This is a genomic window from Mycolicibacter icosiumassiliensis, assembly GCF_900078685.2.
Taxonomy (GTDB): Bacteria; Actinomycetota; Actinomycetes; order Mycobacteriales; family Mycobacteriaceae; genus Mycobacterium; species Mycobacterium icosiumassiliensis.
Genome location: NZ_LT546166.1, coordinates 2,298,382 through 2,318,050, shown reverse-complemented (window position 1 = coordinate 2,318,050; position 19,669 = coordinate 2,298,382). Strand labels below are relative to the sequence as shown.

The window sequence follows — 19,669 nt, the reverse complement described above, 5'->3', positions numbered from 1 at the left end:
CCCTCCCACGGTGTCAGCACCGGCGATACGCAGGCGTCCGCATCGGCGAAGATCGCCTCCCATTCGTCGCGGGTCTTCTCCCGAAACTTCTCGCCGAGGACTTTCCGCCACTGCGGCCACGAGGCACGATCCAACTGAAAGTCGATATCGACGTCGTCGAGTTCCAATACCGTGGTCAGTGCCGCAAAGAACTCCGGCTCCACCGCGCCGACTGCCAGATACTTGCCGTCCGCGGTCTGGTAGGTGTCGTAGTAGGCGGCGCCACCGTCGACCATGTTGGTGCCACGCTCTGGATTCCAGACTTGCGCGTCGTAAAGGCCGTGAATGAAGGTCATCAGCAGGCTGGCGCCGTCGATCATCGCCGCGTCGATTACCTGACCAGCACCCGAGTGTTCCCGCTCGAACAGTGCGGCCAGAATTCCGCATTCCCCCACCGGCGAAATCGCCAACCAGGTTGGCCGGCGGTACCGGGCTCCCACCTTCCCGTCCGACGATGTCGAGTACCCCGGCCAGGCCGATGTAGTTGATATCGTGGCCGACCCGGGGCGCCAACGGGCCGTCCTGGCCCCAGCCGGTCAGCCGGCCGTAGATCACCCTCGGGTTGAGACCGAGAAGTTCGTCCGGCCCGATCCCGAGACGCTCGGGTCACCCCGGGGCGGGAACCTTCAACGAAGACATCGGCTTTGGCTACCAGCTCGAGCAGAAGCTGGCGTCCGGCGGGCTCCTTCAAAGTTCACATCGACGCAGGATTTCCCGCGGTCTAACGGCCCCGCCGGAGCCGAATAGCGGGTGCTGCTGTCGATCCGCACCACATCGGCGCCCGGGTCGGCTAGCATCATCCCGACAAACGGCACCGGCGCCAGCCCGGCGAGTTCGATGACCCGGACGCCCGTCAGCGGGCCTTGCTTCAGCATTTGTCCTCCAACTGCTTACGCAGGAGCTTGCCGGTCGCGTTGTGGGGCAACTCCTCGACGAACACCACGTCACGAGGCACCTTGTGGCGGGCCAGATTGGCTTTCACGTAAGCCCTGATCTCATCGGCATCCCGCTTGCTCGCCGGACCCGGTACGACGAAGGCACGCAGACGTTTTCCGAATTCGGAATCGTCGACGCCGATGACGGCTGCCTGCCGCACATCGGCGCGGTCGGCCAGCAGGTTCTCGACCTCCAGCGGAAAGACATTCTCCCCGCCCGAGACGATCATGTCGTCGTCGCGGCCGTCGACAAACCACAGACCTTCCTCGTTGAAGTGACCGATGTCGCCCGACGACAGCAGTCCATCCACGGACTCTTTGTGCCCGCCGTCGGTGTAGCCGGAGAAACTCAGCCCGCTAGAGACGAAAAAGGTTCCGGTGCAACCAGGTTCGGTGATCTTTCGGCGCTGATCGTCATAGGCTGCCAGGGTACAACCGACCGGCGGACGACCTACAGTGCCCGGCGCCCGGCGCAATTCGCTCGGCGTCGCCACGGCCGCGACCGCCACTTCGGTGGACCCGTACAGGTTGTACAACACATCACCGAAGGCGTCGGCGGTGCGACGACACAAATCTGAAGAAAGCGCCGATCCCGCCGCGAACACCACCCGTAGTGACGAAGTGTCATAGCGAGCCAGCACATCTGGGCCCAAGTCCAGGATGCGTTGCAGCATGGTGGGTACCAGAATCAGCGTGGTGGCCCGGTAGCGCTCGATCGACACCAGCACGGCCTCGGGCTTGAATCGGCGCGCCAACACAACGCGGTTGCCTAGGACGAGACCCAGCGAGCAGGTTGCCAGACCAGTGGCGTGGAACATCGGCGCCGCCACGCAGTAGGTGCCACCAGCCGGCCACGGGATGCGGTCGAGCAGCTGAGCGGATTGCAGTGGATTCACCTTGTTTCGCGGCGCTCCCTTCGGAGTCCCGGTGGTGCCGCTGGTCAACAACACCATGCCGCCGACGCTATGCGGCGCAGGCAACGGCCCCGTAGAGTGACCGTCGGCGAGCGACTCGAGCGTCCGATGCGGTGTTGGGGCGTCTGTCCAGCCGACGATGCGTTGAATATCCGTCGGCAGCGCATCGAGTAGTGCGCTGAACTCGTCATCGGCGACGACCGCCGAGACGTTCTCCCGGGCGCACACCTCGGCCAGCTGCGGAGCGGCAAATCCGGTGTTGAGCAGGACTACTCGGGCGCCTACTTTGCCCGCGGCCGCCAACGCCAACAGCAGTCCGCGGTGGTTGCGCTCGAGGACGCCGACCACCGAGCCCGCACCAATTCCGTTGGCAGCCAGACCTCGAGCCAGAGAATTCGACGTACGTTCGAGGTCACGGAAGCTCACGGTGCCGGCCTCGTCGGTGAGGGCGGGTGCTCTGCCGAATCGGGCCGCGGCATGCCCAACCAGACCACCGAATGACCCGTATCTACGGATCCCCAACGACGCGCGGACAGCTTCATCGGGCCGGCGCACGTCGACCAGACCTCGACGTTGCAGGACGATGGCCGCTGCCGCGGCGTCGCGGATTCGCCGCAAGAGCTGGGTCATGACGTTTTCACTCCTTCACCATGGGTCGGTAGGGTTGGGCCACTGCGGCACGAAGAAATTCACCGGCGATCCTCAAGCTGTCTGAGCTGCCGTCCCGGTTTCGCGGATCCATCCAATAGGCGTGCGCGAGTCCGGGCCACACCAGCTGCTCGCAGTGGCCTCCCGATGCGGTCACCCGCGCCGCGAACATTTCCGCATCGGCACGCATGACTTCCCTTGTGCCGTAGTGCAGTTGAATAGGCGGTAGGCCAGCTAGTCCTGCGTTCAGCAGACACAGCCGCGGATCCTCGATATCCGAATCGCCCACATAAAGCGCCAGGGCGCGGGCGGCGGCCCGGGGGTCGAAGGGCTGACGACGCACCCGACGATCGGCGATTGGCGCCCGGTAGGACGGATCGATCAGCGGTCCCCACAAAGCCAGAGCAGCCGGCATCGGCAATCCCTCGGCCTTCGCCCGCAGGGCCACCGCAACCGCGAGGTGTCCACCGGCCGAATCACCGGCAATCACCACCTTCCGCGGGTCGTAGCCCCGAGCCAGCAGCCACCGATAGGCGGCCAGCGCCGCATCTTCGGCGGCGGGAAACGTCCGCTCGGGCGCCAGTGGGTAGCCGATGACCAGAGCCGGCAACCCGGAGAACTGGGACAGGTACGACGCAAACCCGCGATGCGTGCGCGGTGAGCAGATCAGATACCCGCTGCCGTGTAGGACCAGCACGATGCCCGAGCTGTCCCGGACCGCAGGCGCACGGACCCACTCACCTTCCAGCGGTGCCTCGACGGGTTCGACCGTGGCGCCGGCCACAACCGGGGCGAAGCGGACGATCGCTTTGTTGATGATCGGCCGCATCAGCGTGATCAACCGCGGGTTGGCTACTACCAGCCGGATGGCGGCACCGATGGTAACCCGTGCGGGCGAGTTAGCGGTTAGTCGATCGACTATCGCGGTCGCCGTGAGTGGGGTAGTAACTCTCATCTAAGCCAGCAGGCCCTTGGCGATGTGGGTGACCTGAACCTCGTTGCTGCCGGCGTAAATCATCAGCGATTTGGCATCCCGGGCCAGCTGTTCGACCCGGTACTCGGTCATGTAGCCGTTGCCGCCGAACAGTTGCACCGCCTCCATCGCGACGTCGGTGGCCGCCTCCGAGGAGTACAGCTTGATCGCCGACGCCTCGGCCAGCGTCGGGATCTTGCCGTGCTTGGCTTTCTCCAGCGTCTGGAACACCATGTTCTGCACGTTGATTCGGGCCACCTCCATCTTGGCCAGCTTGAGTTGGATCAGCTGGAACTGGCCGATGTTCTGGCCCCACAGGGTGCGGTTCTTGGCGTAGTCGACGCAGAGGCGATGGCACTCGTTGATGATCCCGAGCGCCAGCGCGGCAACCCCGACACGTTCGGCGACGAAGTTGGCTCGGGCACTGTCGCGCCCGTCGCCGCCGGTGTGCTCTTCGGTTTCGCCCAGTAGCCGGTCGCGCCCCAGTCGCACGTCGTCGAAGAACAACTCACCGGTCGGCGAGGAGTGCATGCCCATCTTCTTGAACGGCTTGCCCTGGGTCAGGCCGGGCATGCCGGCGTCGAGGACGAAGGTGAGCACCTTGCGGGTGCGCGGATCCGCGCCGTCCTGTTCATCCAGCTTGGCGTACACGATGAGGGTGTCGGCGTAGGGACCGTTGGTGATGAACGTCTTCTGTCCGTTGAGGATGTAGTCGTCGCCGTCACGCCGGACATACGTCTTCATCCCGCCGAACGCATCGGAGCCCGCATCCGGCTCGGTGATGGCCCACGCGGCGATCTTTTCCAGGGTGACCAGCTCCGGCAACCAGCGCTCCTGCTGCGCCAGGGTGCCGCGCGACATGATCGTGGCGGCTCCCAGTCCGAGACTGACACCGACCGCGGCGACCAATCCCAAGCTGACCCCGGCGAGTTCGCTGACCAGGATCAGCCCCATCGAGGCCTGTGCACCCAAATCGCCCAGGCCGCCGCCCGACGATGATGCGGCCGGCACGGCCCCGGTTTCGGCGTTCTGCTTCGCGTGCGCCTTTTCCAGTCGACTCTTGATGGCTTCTGCGGCCAGCACGTCGATGCCGAAGTCCGCGAACAGCTTCCGCAGGATCGGGTACGGCGGCAGTTCACCGCTCTCCAATGCGTCGAGGTTCGGCCGAACCTCCCGATCGATGAATTCCCGAACGCTTTGCCGGATGAGTTCGTCGGTGTCGGACCATTCGATCATGGCAACCTCGCAGCGATGTCGTCGATGTACCAAAGACCGTCGGTCTCGATGGTCTCGGTGTCATGCCAGCCGGCCAGTCGGGAGATGGCGCCGCCCTGCACCGCGTAGACGGTGCCGGTGACCGTGCATTTTTCGCTGGCCAGGTAGGCCACCAGCGGCGAGATGTTGGCCGGGCTGAACAGGTCGACCTCCCCGTCCTCCGGTTCGGCCATCAGTGCGCCCATGCCGGGGGTCGCCAGGGTGAGTCGAGTGCGGGCGATCGGGGCGATCGCGTTGACCCGTACTCCGTAGCGGTCCAACTCCTCGGCGGCGATCAGGGTCAGTGCGGCGATCCCGGCCTTAGCCGCTCCGTAGTTCGCCTGACCCGCATTGGGCAGCGTCACCCCGGAACCCGACGCAGTGTTGATCACCGCCGCGTTGGGCTGATCCCCGCCCTTGCTCTGTGCCTTCCAGTAGGCCGCGGCATGGTGCAGCATCGCGAAGTGTCCCTTGAGGTGCACGTTGATCACCGCGTCCCACTGCGACTCCTCCATGCCGGGGATGAACGCGTCCCGCAGGATTCCGGCGTTGTTGACCAGCACGTCCAGCCGGCCGAACTCGTCGATAGCCTGCTGGACAAGATTTTTCGCGGCGTTCCAGTCGGAGACGCTGTCGGTGTTGGCCACCGCACGCCCGCCGGCCGCCACGATCTCGTCGACCACCTGCTGCGCGGTGGTGGTGTCGGAGCCCTCGCCGGCGTTGCTTCCACCCAGGTCGTTGACCACCACGGCGGCACCTTCGGCCGCGAAGAGTAGGGCGTGTTCGCGCCCAATACCGCGTCCGGCGCCGGTGATCACCGCGACCCGGCCTTCCAATGCACCCATGTATGACTCCTTGTTGTCTCAGTCGGCGATGACGGCCAAGCCGTCGGTGATCGCCATTTCGCCGGCGCCTACGCGCGCGGTCTCGAATGCGTACGTCGTGGCCCCGTCGCCGCGACCGCTGGTCCAGATCCGGGTCTCCAGGTCATCGCCGGGCAACACCATCTTGGAGAACCGCACCGCAAGTCGCTTGAGCCGGTTCACATCCGAACCGCCGACTTCGGTCAGCACCGCCCACGAGGCGAAAGCCATGGTGCACAGGCCGTGGGCGATGATCCCTGGCAGTCCGGCGTCACGGGCGACCTCCTCGTCCAGGTGGATCGGCATCGGGTCACCCGCGGCCGGCCCGTAGCGGAACGTCTGGTCGTGGTCGATGTGCTGGATGACCTTGGCCACCGACGCCTGCTCGCGCAGCACGTCATCGAACTTGTGCTCGGGGCTCAACTCCCCGATCTTCTTGCCGGCGTTGTGTCCGCGGAAGAAACACGTCACGTATTGCTCGTTGACGAGCTCGCCTTCCTCGGTACGACATTCGAGCAGAATCGCTGCCCGGGTGCCCTTCTCCAGCCCCTCGTAGCCGATCATCTTGCCGCGGGACACCAGCTTGTCCCCCGGGCGGATCGGCCGGTGGAACCAGAAGTCCTGCTCGCCGTGCACGACGCGCGGGATCAGTTCGACCGGTGCCACCTCGACAGCGGGAACCAGCAGTGACTCGAACACCGGCACGATGGCAAATACCGGCGGTGCGAGGTCGCCGCTGCGGTGCGCGGCGATCGGGTCGTTGGTCGCTTCGGCGTACTCGACGATTCGCTCGCGGGTGACTTCGAAGCGGTCCTCGTCGCTCCACTTGTCCAGCCCGGCATCGTCGAATGCCAGATTGTCGCTCACCTCAGGCCGCCGTGGAGGCCAGCGCCTCGAGCTGGGCGAGGGTCTTGTCGAGTTGCTTGGCGCCGTCCTTCTCCACCGCCTTGCCCAGCGCGCCCTTGATCAGCGCGCCCTCGAAGTCGCCGGCCACGCTGAATTGGGAGCCGTCACCGTCGGGCGTGACTGTGAAGTCGAAGCGGCACTTCACGCCCGCCATGCCGGTACCCGAGAGCGTCAGGCTGGTGGGGGCATCGACCTTCTCGACGGTCCATTCGATCTTGTTCGCCATCCCGAGCATGACGATCTTGGCCGTCAACGTCGACCCCGGCGCCAGCGCGGCCGGCGGCTCGGTGAGCCACTTCTCGTGGATGGTGAACCACTTGTCCCAGCTGGACAGATCGCTGATGGTGTCCCACAGTGCATTCGGGCTGACGGCAAGGCTTTTGGTGGCTTCGATGTGTCCCATGATGTGTTCTCCTTGGTTAGCGGTGGTTTAGCGCTCGGCGCGCTGGTAGGCGGTGACCACGGCGGCGCCGCCGAGCCCGATGTTGTGTTGCAGAGCGGCGGTGACACCCGGCACCTGACGCTTGTCGGCGTCACCGCGGAGCTGCCAGGTCAGTTCGGAGCACTGCGCCAACCCGGTGGCCCCCAGCGGATGTCCCTTGGAGATCAGGCCGCCGGACGGGTTGACCACCCAGCGCCCGCCGTAGGTGGTGTCGCCGTCGTCGATCAGCCTGGGCGCGTCGCCCTCGGCGCACAGTCCCAGGGCTTCGTAGAGCAGCAGCTCGTTGGCCGAGAAGCAGTCGTGCAGCTCGATCACCTGGAAGTCTTCCGGACCCAGGCCGGACTGCTGGTAGACACGTTGCGCGGCTTGCACATTCATGTCGTAGCCGATCAGGTTCTTGGCGGAGCCGTCGAAGGTCGAGCCGAAGTCGGTGGTCATCGCTTGTCCAACGATTTCGACGGCCCGCCCGGCCAGCCCGTGCCTGTCGACGAACGCCTCGCTGGCCAGGATCGCCGCCCCGGAGCCGTCCGAGGTCGGCGAGCACTGCAGCTTGGTCAGCGGGTCGTAGATCATTCGCGAGCCGAGGATGTCCTCGAGGGTGTATTCGTCCTGGAACTGGGCGTAGGGGTTGTTGACCGAATGCTTGTGGTTCTTGTAGCCGATCTTGGCGAAATGCTCGGCGGTGGAGCCGTGTTGCTTGATGTGTTCGCGGCCGGCAGCGCCGAACATCCACGGCGCCACCGGGAACAGCACCTCAGAGATCTCGGCGAGGGCGAGCACATGCTTTTCCATCGGCTGGGCGCGGTCATCGTAGGTGGACTCCAGCGAGCCGGGCTTCATCTTCTCGAAGCCCAGCGCGATGGTACAGTCGGCCAGCCCGCCCCGAATCGCCTGGGCGGCAAGGTATAGCGCGGTCGAGCCCGTCGAACAGTTGTTGTTGACGTTGACGACCGGGATCCCGGTCAGTCCCAATTCGTACAGTGCCCGCTGCCCGGAGGTGGACTCGCCATAGACGTAGCCGACGTAGCCCTGCTGCACCTCGCGGTAGTCGATCCCGGCATCGGCCAGCGCCTTGGTACCGGATTCCCGGGCCATGTCCGGGTAGTCCCACGCCGATCCGTCGTCGTTCAGTCGCCGGCCCGGCTTCTCGAACTTCGTCATCCCGACGCCGATCACATACACCTTGTTCGCCATCACGCTCCTGTCGTGTTACTACCCCTGGGCCGCGCCCAGTTCCGTCACCCAAAAACATACAGGCTGGATTGTATCTTGACTAATCCTGGCAGATGGCGGACCGTATGGACTTGAGGGATAGCTAAGGGCATGCTGAGCATCGCCTCATCGTTCATCGCTGAACGCGCTTACGTCGACTCCGCGGAGGTCGCCATGGCAGGTCGCAACTTCGGCTCGTGGAGCGCTGCGCCCTGGCCGATCGCCGCAGCTGCTCTGATGGCGACGGCCTCGGCGATCGCTTACTCCCCCGCGCCCGGGATGAAAAGTTCAACGGCGCCAGCATGGCTGCTTGCCGACGACACCGCATTAGTCATGGGCGGCACCGGAATTCAGGTACCAAACCCAAGCCCCGACTACATCGCCGATGTCACCACCAAATACATCACATCCAACTTCCCGGAGTTCACCGCGGACCAGGCACAAGGCCTGTTCACTCCCGAGAATTTGTACCCGCTGACCGGCACCAAGAGCTTGACTCTCGACCAGTCGCTAAACCAAGGCGTGCAGATCCTCCATGACACGATCATGCAGCAGGTTGGCGAGGGGAACCGCCTCGTCGTCCTGGGCTACTCGCAGAGCGCCGTGATCGCCAGTCTGGAAATGCAAAAACTTGCCGCACTGCCGACCGAGGAGCAACCGAGGCCCGACGACCTGCACTTCGTGCTGATCGGTGACCCCAGCAATCCCAACGGCGGGTTCTTCGAGCGCCTCGTCGGTTTCACCGCCCCGAGCATCGGTGCGACATTGAGCGGCGCTACACCGTCCGACACCCCCTACTCGACCGATATCTACACGATCCAGTACGACGGCTACGCCGACTTCCCGAAATACCCGCTCAATCTGCCGGCGGTCCTCAACGCACTCATGGGCGTCTTGTACGGACACGGCATGTATCCCTCTCTCACGCCCGAACAAATCGCTGACGCCACACAATTGGCGACATCGCCCGGATACGACGGTGCCACCACCTACTACATGATCCCGACGGAGAATCTGCCGCTGCTGGAACCCCTGCGGTCGATCCCCATTCTCGGTGACCCGTTGGCGGATCTGGTCCAGCCGGCCCTAAAAGTCATTGTCGACTTGGGCTATGACGATCCATTTGCTCCGACCACCTACGCCGACGTGCCCACCCCGGTCGGACTGTTCCCGAACGTTGACTTACTCACGGTCCTCGATGACCTGGCGCGTGGAGCCGAGCAAGGATTCCAGCAGTTTGTGAGCGATCTCGGATCGCTGTCCATGCCGGACCCGGCGACACTGGTTACGGCAGATCTACCTTCGATGCCCTCTGGCCCCAGCGATTTCGTATCTGAGCTCACTCATGTCGTCAATACCGTCACCTCGGTAATCGCGACCAACTACGCAGCCCTGCTTCCCACCGCAGATCTACTACTGACGTTGTTGACCAGTGTGCCGCTCTACAACGCTCAACTGTTCATGGACGCCCTCGAAGCCGGCAACCTTATCGACGCGATCGGTAACCCACTCGCTGCCGACGCGGCGCTGATCTCGATGGGACTCGGCCTTGTTGGCTTAAACATCTTGAATACGACCACATTCACCGTTGACGCCCTCACGGGGCTCTTCACGGCACCGTAACTCAATCCGGCAACGCTTCCGGCGCTTCGGCTCAATGCTCCGATAGCGCCTCGGGGATCGTGTCGGCCGCAATCTGGCGCAGATGCCCGCAGGCGCGATCCCAGCGCCGCCGGGCGCGCTGCGGATCGTCGTCGACGAAGTTCGACACCAGAATGCCGCGCAGCGCGTCCATCGCGGTGTAGACGACGTTGCGAATCTCCTTCTGCGCCGGATGCCCGGGCATCAGCTGCGCGATCGCAGCGACCAACGTCCCGTTGACGACGGCTTCCACCCGTTCGATGTGCTGCGCGAGGACCCGGTCGGTGCGGGCGGCGACCCAGAGTTCCACGGTCGCAATGAACATCGGTCCCTGGTGGGCCTCCCAGAGGAAGTCAAGGGCGGTTGCCACCGGGTCCGGAATCGACCGGACCTGACCGAGTTCCCGAATGGCGGCCTGAGTGCGCTGCTGGGCCAGGTGCTCGACAGCGGCGACGACGAGGTCTTCTTTCGACCGGAAATGATGGATCTGGGCGCCCCGGGTGACGCCGGCCAGTTCGGCGATGCGCGGTGTCGTGGTGCCGGAGTAGCCGTAGCTCACCAAGCATTCGATGGTGGCGTCGAGCAGGCGGGTTCGCATCGCGGCACTGCGCTCTGCCTGGGTGCGCCGCACCGCAGGTGCACTACCGCTCGCAGCCATCCCGCCACCTCCACCAGTTCCCAACCGCAACTCGCGCGTCAGCATAACTTCACCGGGATGCGTTTACGTACGTTCTTGTTGGCATGCAACTTATAGCGTCGCCGGCCGGATGACGACCACCGACGTGGTCCGCTTCCCCGAATCTTCCAGTAGCGCCATCACCCGGCCGTCGACATCCGTTGCCGCGTAGATCCCGTCGATGCCCGCCGGCGCTAACGGCCGGCCGTGGCTGACGTCGAGTGCCTCGTCGACCGTGAGCTCCCGCCGTGGAAAGGTCTGCAGGCAGGCATCGTCCAGGCTGTAGCTCAGTTGTGGACTCTCCGCCAGCTGGTCGAGGGTGCGAGCCTGATCCAGCCCGAAGTGGCCGGCTCGGGTACGCCGCAACGCGGTCAGGTGTCCGCCCACCCCCAGCTCGTTGCCCACGTCGCGGGCCAATGCCCGGATGTAGGTTCCTGCCGAACAATCCACCTCGACGTCCAGGTCGACGAACGCCTCTTGGCGCCGTACCGCCAGCAGCTCGAAACGCTCGATCCGCACCGGCCGGGCGGGCAGCTCGACCGCATGACCCTCCCGGGCCAACTGATAGGACCGCTTGCCGGCGACCTTGATGGCGCTGACCGCCGAGGGCACCTGCGCGATGTCACCGCGCAGTCCGGCGATCGCCGCGGCGATCTGGTCATCGGTGAGGTGCGCCGCCGAAGTCGTCGTCAGCACTTCGCCTTCGGCGTCCTCGGTCGAGGTGGTCTGCCCCAACCGAATGGTGGCGGCGTAGGACTTCTGCGAGGTGGTTAGCAATCCCAGAATCTTGGTAGCCCGTTCGATGCCGACCACCAGCACCCCGGTGGCCATCGGATCCAAGGTGCCGGCGTGGCCGACCTTGCGAGTCCCGAAGAACCTGCGGCACCGCGAAACGACATCGTGGCTGGTGATTCCGGCGGGCTTGTCGACGATCACCAGACCGGCCGGCGGGGGCGTGCTCACAGCACGATCGCCGTCAGCACCAGGCCGCCGGCCACCGACCACCGTCCGCGCAGCTCCGTTAGCGGAGGGCCGGACAGCGCCGCGGGGTCGATCAAGATGCGAGAGAGGAAGCTTCCGTCTAGGTCGAAAGTGATGTGGGCGTCCTCGAACCCCAGCCACCGCCTGGTCAGCGGGAACCACGCCTTGTAGGTGGCCTCTTTGGCGCAGAACAGGATTCGGTCCCAGTGCCGGTCTTGCGGCAGCGCCGCCAGCTCGACGCGCTCGGCGGGCAGGGTGACCGCTTTCAGCACGCCGTCGGGCAGCACGTCGTGTGGTTCGGCGTCGATCCCCACTGATCGCACATCGGTGCTGCGACCTACCACCGCGCCGCGGAAGCCCGCGCAGTGCGTCAGGCTGCCGACAACGCCGTCGGGCCACGCAGGCTCGCCCTTCTCCCCCTTGAGGATCGGGACCGGCGGTTGGCCCAGCTCTTCTAACGCCAGCCGGGCACAGTAGCGCGCGGTGACGAATTCGTTGCGGCGCTTGGCAACCGAACGGGCAACCAGCGGCTCTTCCTCAGGTAGCGGAGCCAGCCCGGGCGGATCGTCGTAGCGTTCAGCCCAAGCCATCGAACCCGCAGGTGCTCCTTCGAGCACCCTGTCCAGCAACTTGCTCATCGCGCCTGCCGTTGGCGCAGGCGTTCGGCGAACTTCGCACTGGCCTCGCGCATCTCGTCGGTGATGGCGAAGTGGCCGCCGAACTCGTTGAGGTAACCGGGCGGGTAATGCGGCTCGGGCAGTATCTGGCGCAGCCACCGGTGTGGCTGGCGTCGGCGCCATTCCCGCGGATAGCCCACTGATACCTCTTCGAAGCGCACGCCGTCGTAGTACGTGGTGCGCGGGATGTGCAGGTGGCCGTAGACCGAACACGTCGCGTTGTAGCGCGTGTGCCAGTCTGCGGTCTCGACGGTGCCGCACCACAGCGAGAACTCCGGATAAAACAGTGCGTCGCAGGGCTGGCGCACCATCGGGAAATGGTTGACCAGCACGGTCGGGGTCATCCAGTCGAGATCTTCCAGACGCTTGCGGGTCACCGCCACCCGGTCGCGGCACCATGCGTCGCGGGTGCCGTAGGGCTCCGGTGACAGCAGGAACTCGTCGGTGGCCACCACGTTGTTCTGCCGCGCGATGGCCAGACCTTCGGCTTTGCTCGTCGCTCCGGCCGGCAAGAACGTGTAGTCGTAGAGCAGGAACATTCCCGCGATGGTGGCCGGGCCACCCTGCTCGGTCCAGACCGGGAAGGGGTGCTCGGGGGTGATCACGCCCATCTGGTCGCACATGTCGACCAGGTAGTCGTAGCGCGAGCGGCCGAAGATCTGCATCGGGTCTTTGTTGGTGGTCCACAGCTCGTGGTTGCCGGGCACCCAGATCACCTTCGCGAACCGCTTGCGCAGCAGATCCAGCGCCCAGCGGATCTCGTCGGTGCGCTCCGCGACGTCACCGGCGACGATCAACCAGTCGTCACCGGTGACCGGGTGCAGCGCCTCGGTGATCGGCTTATTGCCCAGGTGGCCGGTGTGCAGATCAGAGATCGCCCACAGGGTGGGGCCGTCAGCGGCCCTGCGATCGTGGGTGGTCACGAGGTTCGAGCCTAGTAGGTGGACAAAATTAGAACGTGTTCTCGCCTTCCGGCCAGTGGCCGACGCCACAACTTGTACACTCCCGGCAGAACACCGGGCGGAAGCGAGGAGTGTCATGCTCACCAAACTGCGACTGGTCACCGCATTGGGGGCGCTGGCGATGGCCATCGTGATGGTCTGGCAACAGACACCCCCGAGTAACGACGTCGCCAGCGGATCCGGGGTGCAGCTGCGCTCCACCGCCATTCCGCTGGCTCCGCCGACTACGTCGAGCAAAGCGGTCAACATCACCAACCCGCGTCCGTTCGACGCCTGCGACGACATCCCCTACGACGTCATCGCGCAGTTGGGGCTGGCGTTCACGCCGCCCAAGCCGGTCGAGGGCGTGCGCTGCGAATTCGACGCCGGCAACTACCAGATGGCGGTCGAGACGTTCGTGTGGCGCAGCTACGACGAATCCATTCCGGCCGACGCGATCGAGATGGACATCAACGGGCACCGGGCGGCGCAGTACTGGGTGATGAAGCCCACCGAGTGGAACAACCGGTGGTGGTTCTCCTGCATGGTGGCGTTCAAGACCAGCTACGGGGTGATCCAGCAGTCGCTGTACTACTCGCCGGTGTATTCCAACCCGGATGTGGACTGCCCCACCGAGAACCTGATGCGTGCCCAGCAGCTGTCTCCGCACTACAAGTACTGAACTGCGTGGCCAGCACGTCACCTCGTCTCACCGACGTCATCGTCAACCGGACGCTGCGGCGACTGCCGCCGCCGTCCACCGGCTACACCGTGCGCCGGGAGCACATCCCGATGCGCGACGGGGTCCAGCTGCGTGCCGACCACTATCAGCCGACCGGCGAGGTGGCCGGCACTCTGCTGGTGCGCTGCCCCTACGGCCGCAAATTCCCGTTCTCGCTGGTGTTCGCCCGGATGTACGCCGCCCGCGGGTACCGGGTGATTCTGCAGAGCGTTCGCGGCACCTTCGGCTCCGGCGGCGTGTTCGAGCCAATGGTCAACGAGGCTGCCGACGGCGCCGACACCGTGGCCTGGCTTCGCATCCAGCCGTGGTTCACCGGGTCCTTCGGCACCATCGGCTTGTCGTATCTGGGCTTCACCCAGTGGGCGTTGCTGGCCGACCCACCGCCGGAATTGAAAGCCGCCGTCATCACCGTCGGAATGCACGATCTGTATCAGTCGACGTGGGGTGTCGGGGCGTTTTCACTGAGCGACTTCTTGGGCTGGAGCCACATGATGGCCCACCAGGAGGTTCGTCCACGGATCCGGGCCGGGTGGGCGCAGCTGACCGCCCTGCGCAAAGTCAGGCGCGCCACTGCCGCGTTGCCGCTGGGGGCGGCTGGCCGGGCGCTGCTGGGCGGCGGCTCTCCGTGGTACGAATCCTGGGTCGAGCACTCCGATCCCGATGACCCGTTCTGGGACCGGTTGCGCTACCCGGTGGCCCTGGAACGAACCCAGGTTCCGGTGCTGCTGCTCAGCGGCTGGCAAGACCTGTTCCTGGACCAGACGCTGACCGAGTTCAGGACCTTGCGGGACCGGGGAACAGAGGTGGCGCTGACTGTCGGACCCTGGACGCACTCCCAGATGTTGACCAAAGGATTACGCACCGTCACGGCCGAATCCCTGGCTTGGCTCGACACGCACCTGGCCGGCGGCGACCAGCCGGCGCGAACCAGCCCGGTTCGGGTGTATGTCACCGGCGGCGGGGGCTGGCGTGAGTTTCCGGATTGGGCCCCTGAGGCGGCCGACCAGAGCTGGTGGCTCCAACCCGACGGGCGGTTGGCCGACACCCCGGTGCCCGCGGGTGCCACTGACACGGCCAGCTTCGGCTACAACCCTGCCGATCCGACACCGACGGTGGGTGGACGGCTGCTGGCCGCGGGCGGCGGCTATCAGCGCGACGATGCGCTGGCTCGCCGCGCCGACGTGCTGACTTTCACCGGGGAGCCCCTAACCGAGGATGTCTATGTCTTCGGCAGCCCGGTGGTCGAGCTGGCGCATTCCAGCGATAACCCGCACGTCGACGTGTTCGTCAGGGTCAGCGAGGTCGACGCCCGCGGACGCTCACGCAACGTCAGCGACGGCTACCGCCGGCTGAAACAGGCCTCCGGGAAGGTCCGGATCGACCTGGACGAGATCGCCCACCGATTCGCGACCGGGTCACGTATCCGGCTGCTGATCGCCGGCGGCTGCCATCCCCGGTACGCACGCAACCTGGGCACCGACGAGCCCGCGATCAACGGCGTCGCTCAGCGCCCGGCTACGCACACCGTGCGGCTTTCCGGCTCACGGCTGCTGCTGCCCGCGGACCGCCGAGACGGCCTTGACCAGCAGGTCTGACATCAGCCGCTGCGGATCCAACTGCTCGTCCGCGCTGCCCATCACGACGACCGACGTACGGTCGTCGAGCGCCGCCGTATACAGATAGTCGGGATCCTCCTCGGGGTCCGAGACGCTCAGCTTCACCCCGGTCGTGGTGACACCGTCGATGGCAGGTGCCGGAATGCGTTCCACCGTTCCGGTCGCCTCCGACGAGCCGGACAGCGAGATCCGATCACAGCCCGCCGGATCCGGCACAGTCGCGACGGGATTGGGCGATCTCAGTGCGACGACGTACATGTTGCCCTGATCCCCCTGCCCGATCACGCCGGCCGCTTCGGTGCCGACGGTTGGATCGGCATAGGGCGGGATGACCACCGAGCGGCACTGCGGCGGGTCAACCTGGGCGCTCGTGAACGCGGCGACCGCGGAGCCGTCGATATCGGCCTGCCCCAGCGTCTTCGCCGGGTGCGCCTGCGGCGCGAAGCCCTGCGGAAAGTCGCCGGAGACGGCGTCCACTCGCGAGATGTCGTACGGCGCCGGCGGCGGGCTCGACGCCGGACTCGGCTCGGCGGCGGGCGGCTGGGACGCAGCCGGCCCCGCCGGGGTGACTTCGGTGCTGGTGCCGCACCCGGCGAGGGTTACCCCAGCGCCGAGTGCGGCCAGCAATACCAGCCCGTGCCTGGCGGCGTGCCGCCGACCGCGGTCAAGACGTGGCTTGGCCGACATCTCGATCACCACCACCACCACCAGCGATGCCACAGGCGGTGATGGTGATGACGCCACCAGTGGTGATGCCGACCCCAGTGATGATGCCGGCCCCACCACTGGGGCATGGGCGCGGAGTGCCAGTTGGTGGCGAACACGGTATCCGCCGGTGCGCGATCGATACCGACGCGATTCCCGAACGCGGCCGGGGCACCGGCCAAGTTCCCGGCCACCTGGACCGTGGCGGGCGGTTGTGCAACCATCTCCCCCGGGGAAGCCTGCGCCGGCCCGGCCGTCCCGACCAACAGCGCGCCGGCCACTGTGCCAGCACTGATCGCTCCGGCGGCTACACGTCGGCACGAATTGCGTGAAATCAACATGATTTCCTCCCTCGTCAAGATTCCCGAAATTATCTTGATATTCGGAGAGTAGCACCGGCGAAGGCCGCCCGACAACGGTCAGATTGACAATTTTTTTGCGTTTCCGAGATTTCATCTCTGGCGCGCCGCAACCATGCCGAAGTCGGATATATATGCAGTTCAGATGCCATCTACTGATCTACTGATCCACTGACTCACGGACGTCCGTATTTAATGCAATAATGACCGATCAACCGTATCTAACATTTCTTTAATACTATATAAATATTGGCTCCGATAATTGATATCACCCAGCGCCGCGACGCCATCGCCGAAGTAGGAGTAAAGGCCCACCGAGTTCGTTACCTCCGGACGGCAGGCCACGACCGATGCCTGTCGCGAGGGTTGACGGGCTACGCTGGCGTGAGTACCAGGGTGAGGTTCCACCGCAACCGAAGGTCCACAGAATGAGCGCTGCCAGCGATTCCCTCAATAACCGCAGTTTCGGCGCCCCGGCCACCGGCTGGGCGCCGGCTCGCGAGACGGGGATGAAGCCGACTGAGCCGATTCCGCTGCGTCAAACCCGAACCCGTCGCACCGTCGATCTGTCGCCGGCCCAACATCGCGGGCTCGACCTCTGGCAACGTGACGCCGCCGACCGCGTGGGATGCGCTCGCATCACCGGGCAGGAAGTCATGACGGCGCTGATCGACCAACTGCTCGCCGACCCAGAGCTCTCGGCGCAGATCATTCGGACCCTGCGGTCCCGTCGATAGCCCAGATCTGACCCCACGAGCCCTTCAGCCGACGGTGTTGCGGACCCGGGCGGTCACCGTCTCGAGCTGTTGCGGGGTGAACACCGGGGCACCCAGCTCCGGGTTGGCGATCGGTAGCTGCACCCAGCTGGCACAACCGGCATAGCCGGGGCTGCGCGGCAGCTGCACCGGCGTCGACAGCGGGAACACCTGGATCACCAGTGCCGTCAGCCGATGCTTGGGTCGGAAATCCAGCCGATCGGCGCGCACTGATTCAGCGGTCCAGATGTGCAAGTCCGCGATGTCCTCCAGTGCGTCGGGCCGCTGCACGGGCAGCGCTGCCACAACTTTCGCTGCTGCTCGTACCAGCACCTGCTCAGCGGTGGAATCGGCGGCCGCCGGCCCGAGCAGGTCGCGGTGTTCGGGACGGACCCGCTCGGCATGGCTGTGTACCGATGTCGGAAACAGCAGGAACTCCTCAGCGCTGACATCGAAGCGCTTCTCGTGAATGCCGCCTTTACGCAGCAGGATTCGTTGCCGGCCGGCCAGCAAGGCGGCAATGACAGCGCTCCACTCCTTCAACGCCATACCGTGCATTCCGCTCAGCGTAGCCGGGCTACGGTGAACCGGTGAGCGACGACATTCTGCTGGTCCAGACGCAGGACCGCATCCGCACCCTGACTCTCAACCGCCCGCAGGCCCGCAATGCGCTGTCCGGCGCGCTGCGTGCGGCCATCTTCGGTGCGCTGGCCGAAGCTGACGCCGACACGGGCGTCGACGTGCTGATCCTGACCGGCGCCGATCCGGTGTTCTGCGCCGGTCTGGACCTCAAGGAGTTCGGCGAATCCACTGCCCTGACAGACCTTTGCCCGCAGTGGCCACCGATGACCAAGCCGGTGATCGGCGCCATCAACGGTGCGGCCGTCACCGGCGGGCTCGAGTTGGCGCTGTACTGCGACGTCCTGATCGCCTCGGAGCAGGCCCGCTTTGCCGACACCCACGCCCGCGTCGGGTTGCTGCCATCCTGGGGACTCAGTGTCCGACTCCCCCAGAAGGTCGGAGTGGGCTTGGCCCGCCGGATGAGTCTGACCGGCGAGTACCTGTCGGCTGTCGACGCGCTGCGGGCCGGGCTGGTCACCGAAGTGGTGCAACACGCCGAGCTGCTGCCCGCGGCACGCCGGGTGGCTGCCTCGATCGTCGGCAACAATCAGGCTGCGGTTCGTGCGCTACTGGCCTCCTATCACCGCATCGACGAGTCGCAGACCGCCACCGGACTGTGGATGGAGGCGATGGCGGCCAAGCAATGGCTAAACACCGTGACCGGCGCCGACGTCGCCGCCAACCGCGCGGCCGTACTGGAGCGAGGCCGCGCCCAGGTGCAATGACAAACCCGGCCCGGACGGCGCTTGCGCACCGCCCAGGCCGGGTCCGTCGAGGCGAATTTCTAGAAGTCGAGCCCCTGGAACGCGGCGCCCGGGTCCATCAACGCCGAGGCATCGAAGCCACCGAACAACCCGCTCAGGTCGACTTCGCCGAACGGAGTCACGAGCGTGTCGGTGACGGTGCTGTCGGCGCCGTCCAGACCGGGGATGGCGGAGTAGACGTTGGCGAAACCACCGCCGAGGTTCAGCACGCTGTACACCGAACCCAATGCCGGCAGGTCCGCGGCGTCGCCATCACCGGGCGTCACGCTATCGATGACGAACTCCGTGGTGGTCAGGCCCAACAGCTGGGTGACGGTCTCCTGAGCGTGCGCGGTGCCGAGCAGCTCGGACAAATAGAACGGCCACCGGTGTGCTGGAGCACGGCTGGCGCGTGGGATGGTGACCTGCCGCCCCATCGAAGCCGACGTCGGCAGCTTCGGTTAGCCGATCGGCCGAAGAATCCGGCACGGATTTCCGGCCGCGAGCACGCCGGCCGGCAGATCCCGGGTCACCACGCTGCCGGCCCCCACGACCGTGTCCGCTCCGATCGACACGCCAGGGCACACGATGACTCCCGCCGCCAGCCACACGTTGTCGCCCAGGGTAATCGGAGCGGCCGACTCCCAACCCTCCCGCCGTGCCTCGATGTCATCGACGGGGTGCAACGCCGTCAGCAGTTGGGCGCGAGGTCCGATGGACACGTCGTCCCCGATGGTGATGGGCGCACAGTCCAGAAAGACCGCGTCGTAGTTGACGAAGCAGTTGGCGCCGATCCGGGTGTACATCCCGTAGTCACAACAGAATCGAGGTTCGATCACCGAGTTTTCCCCGAAAGATCCGAGCATCTCGACCAGCAGCTCGCGGCGGCGCGACCCCTCGTCCGGACCGGTGGCGTTGAACGCCGCGACCAAGCGCTGGCACGCCAGCCGGCCGGCGACCAAGTCCGGGTCGTCGGGCCGATACGGCGACCCGCGCAGCATCCGCTCTCGTTGACCGCTCACGCCA

General features: G+C 65.7%; 20 protein-coding genes and 3 pseudogenes. 5 read left to right on the top strand and 18 right to left on the bottom strand.

Annotated features, from left to right (window positions below; genetic code table 11):
• Positions 1–68: 68 nt before the first annotated feature.
• The 10 genes and pseudogenes from BN4346_RS49915 to BN4346_RS34985 all read right to left on the bottom strand — a co-directional run.
• Positions 69–594 (bottom strand): annotated as a pseudogene (locus tag BN4346_RS49915) (CoA transferase); the annotation flags it as partial.
• A gap of 88 nt (positions 595–682) precedes the next feature.
• Positions 683–730, bottom strand: a pseudogene (locus BN4346_RS49910) (hypothetical protein); the annotation flags it as partial.
• A gap of 106 nt (positions 731–836) precedes the next feature.
• Positions 837–914, bottom strand: a pseudogene (locus tag BN4346_RS49905) (hypothetical protein); the annotation flags it as partial.
• Positions 908–2,518, bottom strand: coding sequence for an acyl-CoA synthetase (locus BN4346_RS35015; RefSeq protein ID WP_067972055.1), 1,611 nt, complete (start codon positions 2,516–2,518; stop codon positions 908–910). The pseudogene BN4346_RS49905 and the gene BN4346_RS35015, both read right to left, overlap by 7 nt.
• 7 nt (positions 2,519–2,525) lie before the next feature.
• Complete coding sequence (locus BN4346_RS35010; RefSeq protein WP_235653627.1) at positions 2,526–3,377, bottom strand: alpha/beta hydrolase; 852 nt, start codon at positions 3,375–3,377, stop codon at positions 2,526–2,528.
• A gap of 114 nt (positions 3,378–3,491) precedes the next feature.
• On the bottom strand, positions 3,492–4,745 hold the full coding sequence (locus BN4346_RS35005) for an acyl-CoA dehydrogenase family protein (RefSeq protein ID WP_067972048.1): 1,254 nt from the start codon (positions 4,743–4,745) through the stop codon (positions 3,492–3,494).
• Positions 4,742–5,608: an SDR family oxidoreductase gene (locus BN4346_RS35000; protein WP_067972045.1), complete on the bottom strand. Its 867-nt coding sequence runs from the start codon at positions 5,606–5,608 to the stop codon at positions 4,742–4,744. The genes BN4346_RS35005 and BN4346_RS35000 overlap by 4 nt, the downstream gene beginning before the upstream one ends.
• Before the next feature lie 18 nt (positions 5,609–5,626).
• The gene (locus BN4346_RS34995; protein WP_067972041.1) at positions 5,627–6,493 is read right to left on the bottom strand and encodes a MaoC/PaaZ C-terminal domain-containing protein; all 867 of its coding nucleotides are present in this window, start codon (positions 6,491–6,493) and stop codon (positions 5,627–5,629) included.
• Between the two features lies 1 nt (position 6,494).
• Positions 6,495–6,935: a type II toxin-antitoxin system Rv0910 family toxin gene (locus BN4346_RS34990; protein WP_067972039.1), complete on the bottom strand. Its 441-nt coding sequence runs from the start codon at positions 6,933–6,935 to the stop codon at positions 6,495–6,497.
• Between the two features lie 27 nt (positions 6,936–6,962).
• Positions 6,963–8,168, bottom strand: coding sequence for a lipid-transfer protein (locus tag BN4346_RS34985; protein ID WP_067972035.1), 1,206 nt, complete (start codon positions 8,166–8,168; stop codon positions 6,963–6,965).
• A gap of 129 nt (positions 8,169–8,297) precedes the next feature.
• Between BN4346_RS34985 and BN4346_RS34980 the strand changes: the two genes are divergently transcribed.
• On the top strand, positions 8,298–9,809 hold the full coding sequence (locus BN4346_RS34980) for a PE-PPE domain-containing protein (protein WP_067972032.1): 1,512 nt from the start codon (positions 8,298–8,300) through the stop codon (positions 9,807–9,809).
• Between the two features lie 31 nt (positions 9,810–9,840).
• Here the strand turns inward: BN4346_RS34980 and BN4346_RS34975 are convergent, their stop codons facing one another.
• The 4 genes from BN4346_RS34975 to BN4346_RS34960 all read right to left on the bottom strand — a co-directional run bounded on the left by BN4346_RS34975 (position 9,841) and on the right by BN4346_RS34960 (position 13,084).
• A complete protein-coding gene (locus BN4346_RS34975; protein WP_067972031.1) occupies positions 9,841–10,485 on the bottom strand; it encodes a TetR/AcrR family transcriptional regulator in 645 nt (214 codons plus the stop codon).
• A 90-nt stretch (positions 10,486–10,575) separates the two neighbouring features.
• Positions 10,576–11,466 carry a tRNA pseudouridine(55) synthase TruB gene (gene truB / locus BN4346_RS34970; RefSeq protein WP_067972028.1) on the bottom strand — a complete coding sequence of 297 codons (891 nt, stop codon included), beginning with the start codon at positions 11,464–11,466 and terminating at the stop codon, positions 10,576–10,578.
• Positions 11,463–12,122, bottom strand: coding sequence for a 4'-phosphopantetheinyl transferase PptT (gene pptT / locus BN4346_RS34965; protein WP_067972025.1), 660 nt, complete (start codon positions 12,120–12,122; stop codon positions 11,463–11,465). Before pptT ends, truB begins: the two co-directional genes overlap by 4 nt.
• Entirely contained in the window at positions 12,119–13,084 is a 966-nt protein-coding gene (locus tag BN4346_RS34960; RefSeq protein WP_067972022.1) for a metallophosphoesterase family protein, read from the bottom strand. Before BN4346_RS34960 ends, pptT begins: the two co-directional genes overlap by 4 nt.
• Before the next feature lie 115 nt (positions 13,085–13,199).
• Here BN4346_RS34960 and BN4346_RS34955 point away from each other — a divergent pair, with 115 nt between their 5' ends.
• The gene (locus BN4346_RS34955; protein WP_067972019.1) at positions 13,200–13,784 is read left to right on the top strand and encodes a DUF3558 domain-containing protein; all 585 of its coding nucleotides are present in this window, start codon (positions 13,200–13,202) and stop codon (positions 13,782–13,784) included.
• A 5-nt stretch (positions 13,785–13,789) separates the two neighbouring features.
• The gene (locus BN4346_RS34950) at positions 13,790–15,439 is read left to right on the top strand and encodes a CocE/NonD family hydrolase (protein WP_067972016.1); all 1,650 of its coding nucleotides are present in this window, start codon (positions 13,790–13,792) and stop codon (positions 15,437–15,439) included.
• Here BN4346_RS34950 and BN4346_RS34945 read toward each other — a convergent pair.
• A complete protein-coding gene (locus BN4346_RS34945; protein WP_235653626.1) occupies positions 15,386–16,180 on the bottom strand; it encodes a DUF5642 family protein in 795 nt (264 codons plus the stop codon). The two genes, BN4346_RS34950 and BN4346_RS34945, sit on opposite strands and share 54 nt — an antisense overlap.
• A gap of 772 nt (positions 16,181–16,952) precedes the next feature.
• On the opposite strand from BN4346_RS34945, the gene BN4346_RS34935 reads away from it, so the two are divergent.
• On the top strand, positions 16,953–17,261 hold the full coding sequence (locus tag BN4346_RS34935; protein ID WP_067972010.1) for a hypothetical protein: 309 nt from the start codon (positions 16,953–16,955) through the stop codon (positions 17,259–17,261).
• Between the two features lie 24 nt (positions 17,262–17,285).
• Here the strand turns inward: BN4346_RS34935 and BN4346_RS34930 are convergent, their stop codons facing one another.
• Complete coding sequence (locus tag BN4346_RS34930) at positions 17,286–17,837, bottom strand: DUF1802 family protein (protein WP_067972008.1); 552 nt, start codon at positions 17,835–17,837, stop codon at positions 17,286–17,288.
• A gap of 32 nt (positions 17,838–17,869) precedes the next feature.
• Here BN4346_RS34930 and BN4346_RS34925 point away from each other — a divergent pair, with 32 nt between their 5' ends.
• Positions 17,870–18,625, top strand: coding sequence for an enoyl-CoA hydratase (locus tag BN4346_RS34925; protein ID WP_067972004.1), 756 nt, complete (start codon positions 17,870–17,872; stop codon positions 18,623–18,625).
• A gap of 59 nt (positions 18,626–18,684) precedes the next feature.
• Here the strand turns inward: BN4346_RS34925 and BN4346_RS34920 are convergent, their stop codons facing one another.
• Together BN4346_RS34920 and BN4346_RS34915 are read right to left on the bottom strand one after the other, a co-directional pair.
• Positions 18,685–19,080, bottom strand: coding sequence for a hypothetical protein (locus tag BN4346_RS34920; RefSeq protein WP_067972001.1), 396 nt, complete (start codon positions 19,078–19,080; stop codon positions 18,685–18,687).
• Positions 19,081–19,104: 24 nt separating this feature from the next.
• Positions 19,105–19,665, bottom strand: a complete 561-nt coding sequence (locus BN4346_RS34915; protein WP_096867689.1) for a sugar O-acetyltransferase — start codon at positions 19,663–19,665, stop codon at positions 19,105–19,107.
• Between the last annotated feature and the right edge of the window lie 4 nt (positions 19,666–19,669).

Bases quoted from the DNA above. Each gene is read 5' to 3' on its own strand.
- BN4346_RS35015 (WP_067972055.1), bottom strand. From the start codon at position 2,518: ATGACCCAGCTCTTGCGGCGAATCCGCGACGCCGCGGCAGCGGCCATC.
- BN4346_RS35005 (WP_067972048.1), bottom strand. From the start codon at position 4,745: ATGATCGAATGGTCCGACACCGACGAACTCATCCGGCAAAGCGTTCGG.
- BN4346_RS35000 (WP_067972045.1), bottom strand. From the start codon at position 5,608: ATGGGTGCATTGGAAGGCCGGGTCGCGGTGATCACCGGCGCCGGACGC.
- BN4346_RS34990 (WP_067972039.1), bottom strand. From the start codon at position 6,935: ATGGGACACATCGAAGCCACCAAAAGCCTTGCCGTCAGCCCGAATGCA.
- BN4346_RS34985 (WP_067972035.1), bottom strand. From the start codon at position 8,168: ATGGCGAACAAGGTGTATGTGATCGGCGTCGGGATGACGAAGTTCGAG.
- BN4346_RS34980 (WP_067972032.1), top strand. From the start codon at position 8,298: ATGCTGAGCATCGCCTCATCGTTCATCGCTGAACGCGCTTACGTCGAC.
- BN4346_RS34975 (WP_067972031.1), bottom strand. From the start codon at position 10,485: ATGGCTGCGAGCGGTAGTGCACCTGCGGTGCGGCGCACCCAGGCAGAG.
- pptT (WP_067972025.1), bottom strand. From the start codon at position 12,122: ATGAGCAAGTTGCTGGACAGGGTGCTCGAAGGAGCACCTGCGGGTTCG.
- BN4346_RS34955 (WP_067972019.1), top strand. From the start codon at position 13,200: ATGCTCACCAAACTGCGACTGGTCACCGCATTGGGGGCGCTGGCGATG.
- BN4346_RS34935 (WP_067972010.1), top strand. From the start codon at position 16,953: ATGAGCGCTGCCAGCGATTCCCTCAATAACCGCAGTTTCGGCGCCCCG.
- BN4346_RS34930 (WP_067972008.1), bottom strand. From the start codon at position 17,837: ATGCACGGTATGGCGTTGAAGGAGTGGAGCGCTGTCATTGCCGCCTTG.
- BN4346_RS34920 (WP_067972001.1), bottom strand. From the start codon at position 19,080: ATGGGGCGGCAGGTCACCATCCCACGCGCCAGCCGTGCTCCAGCACAC.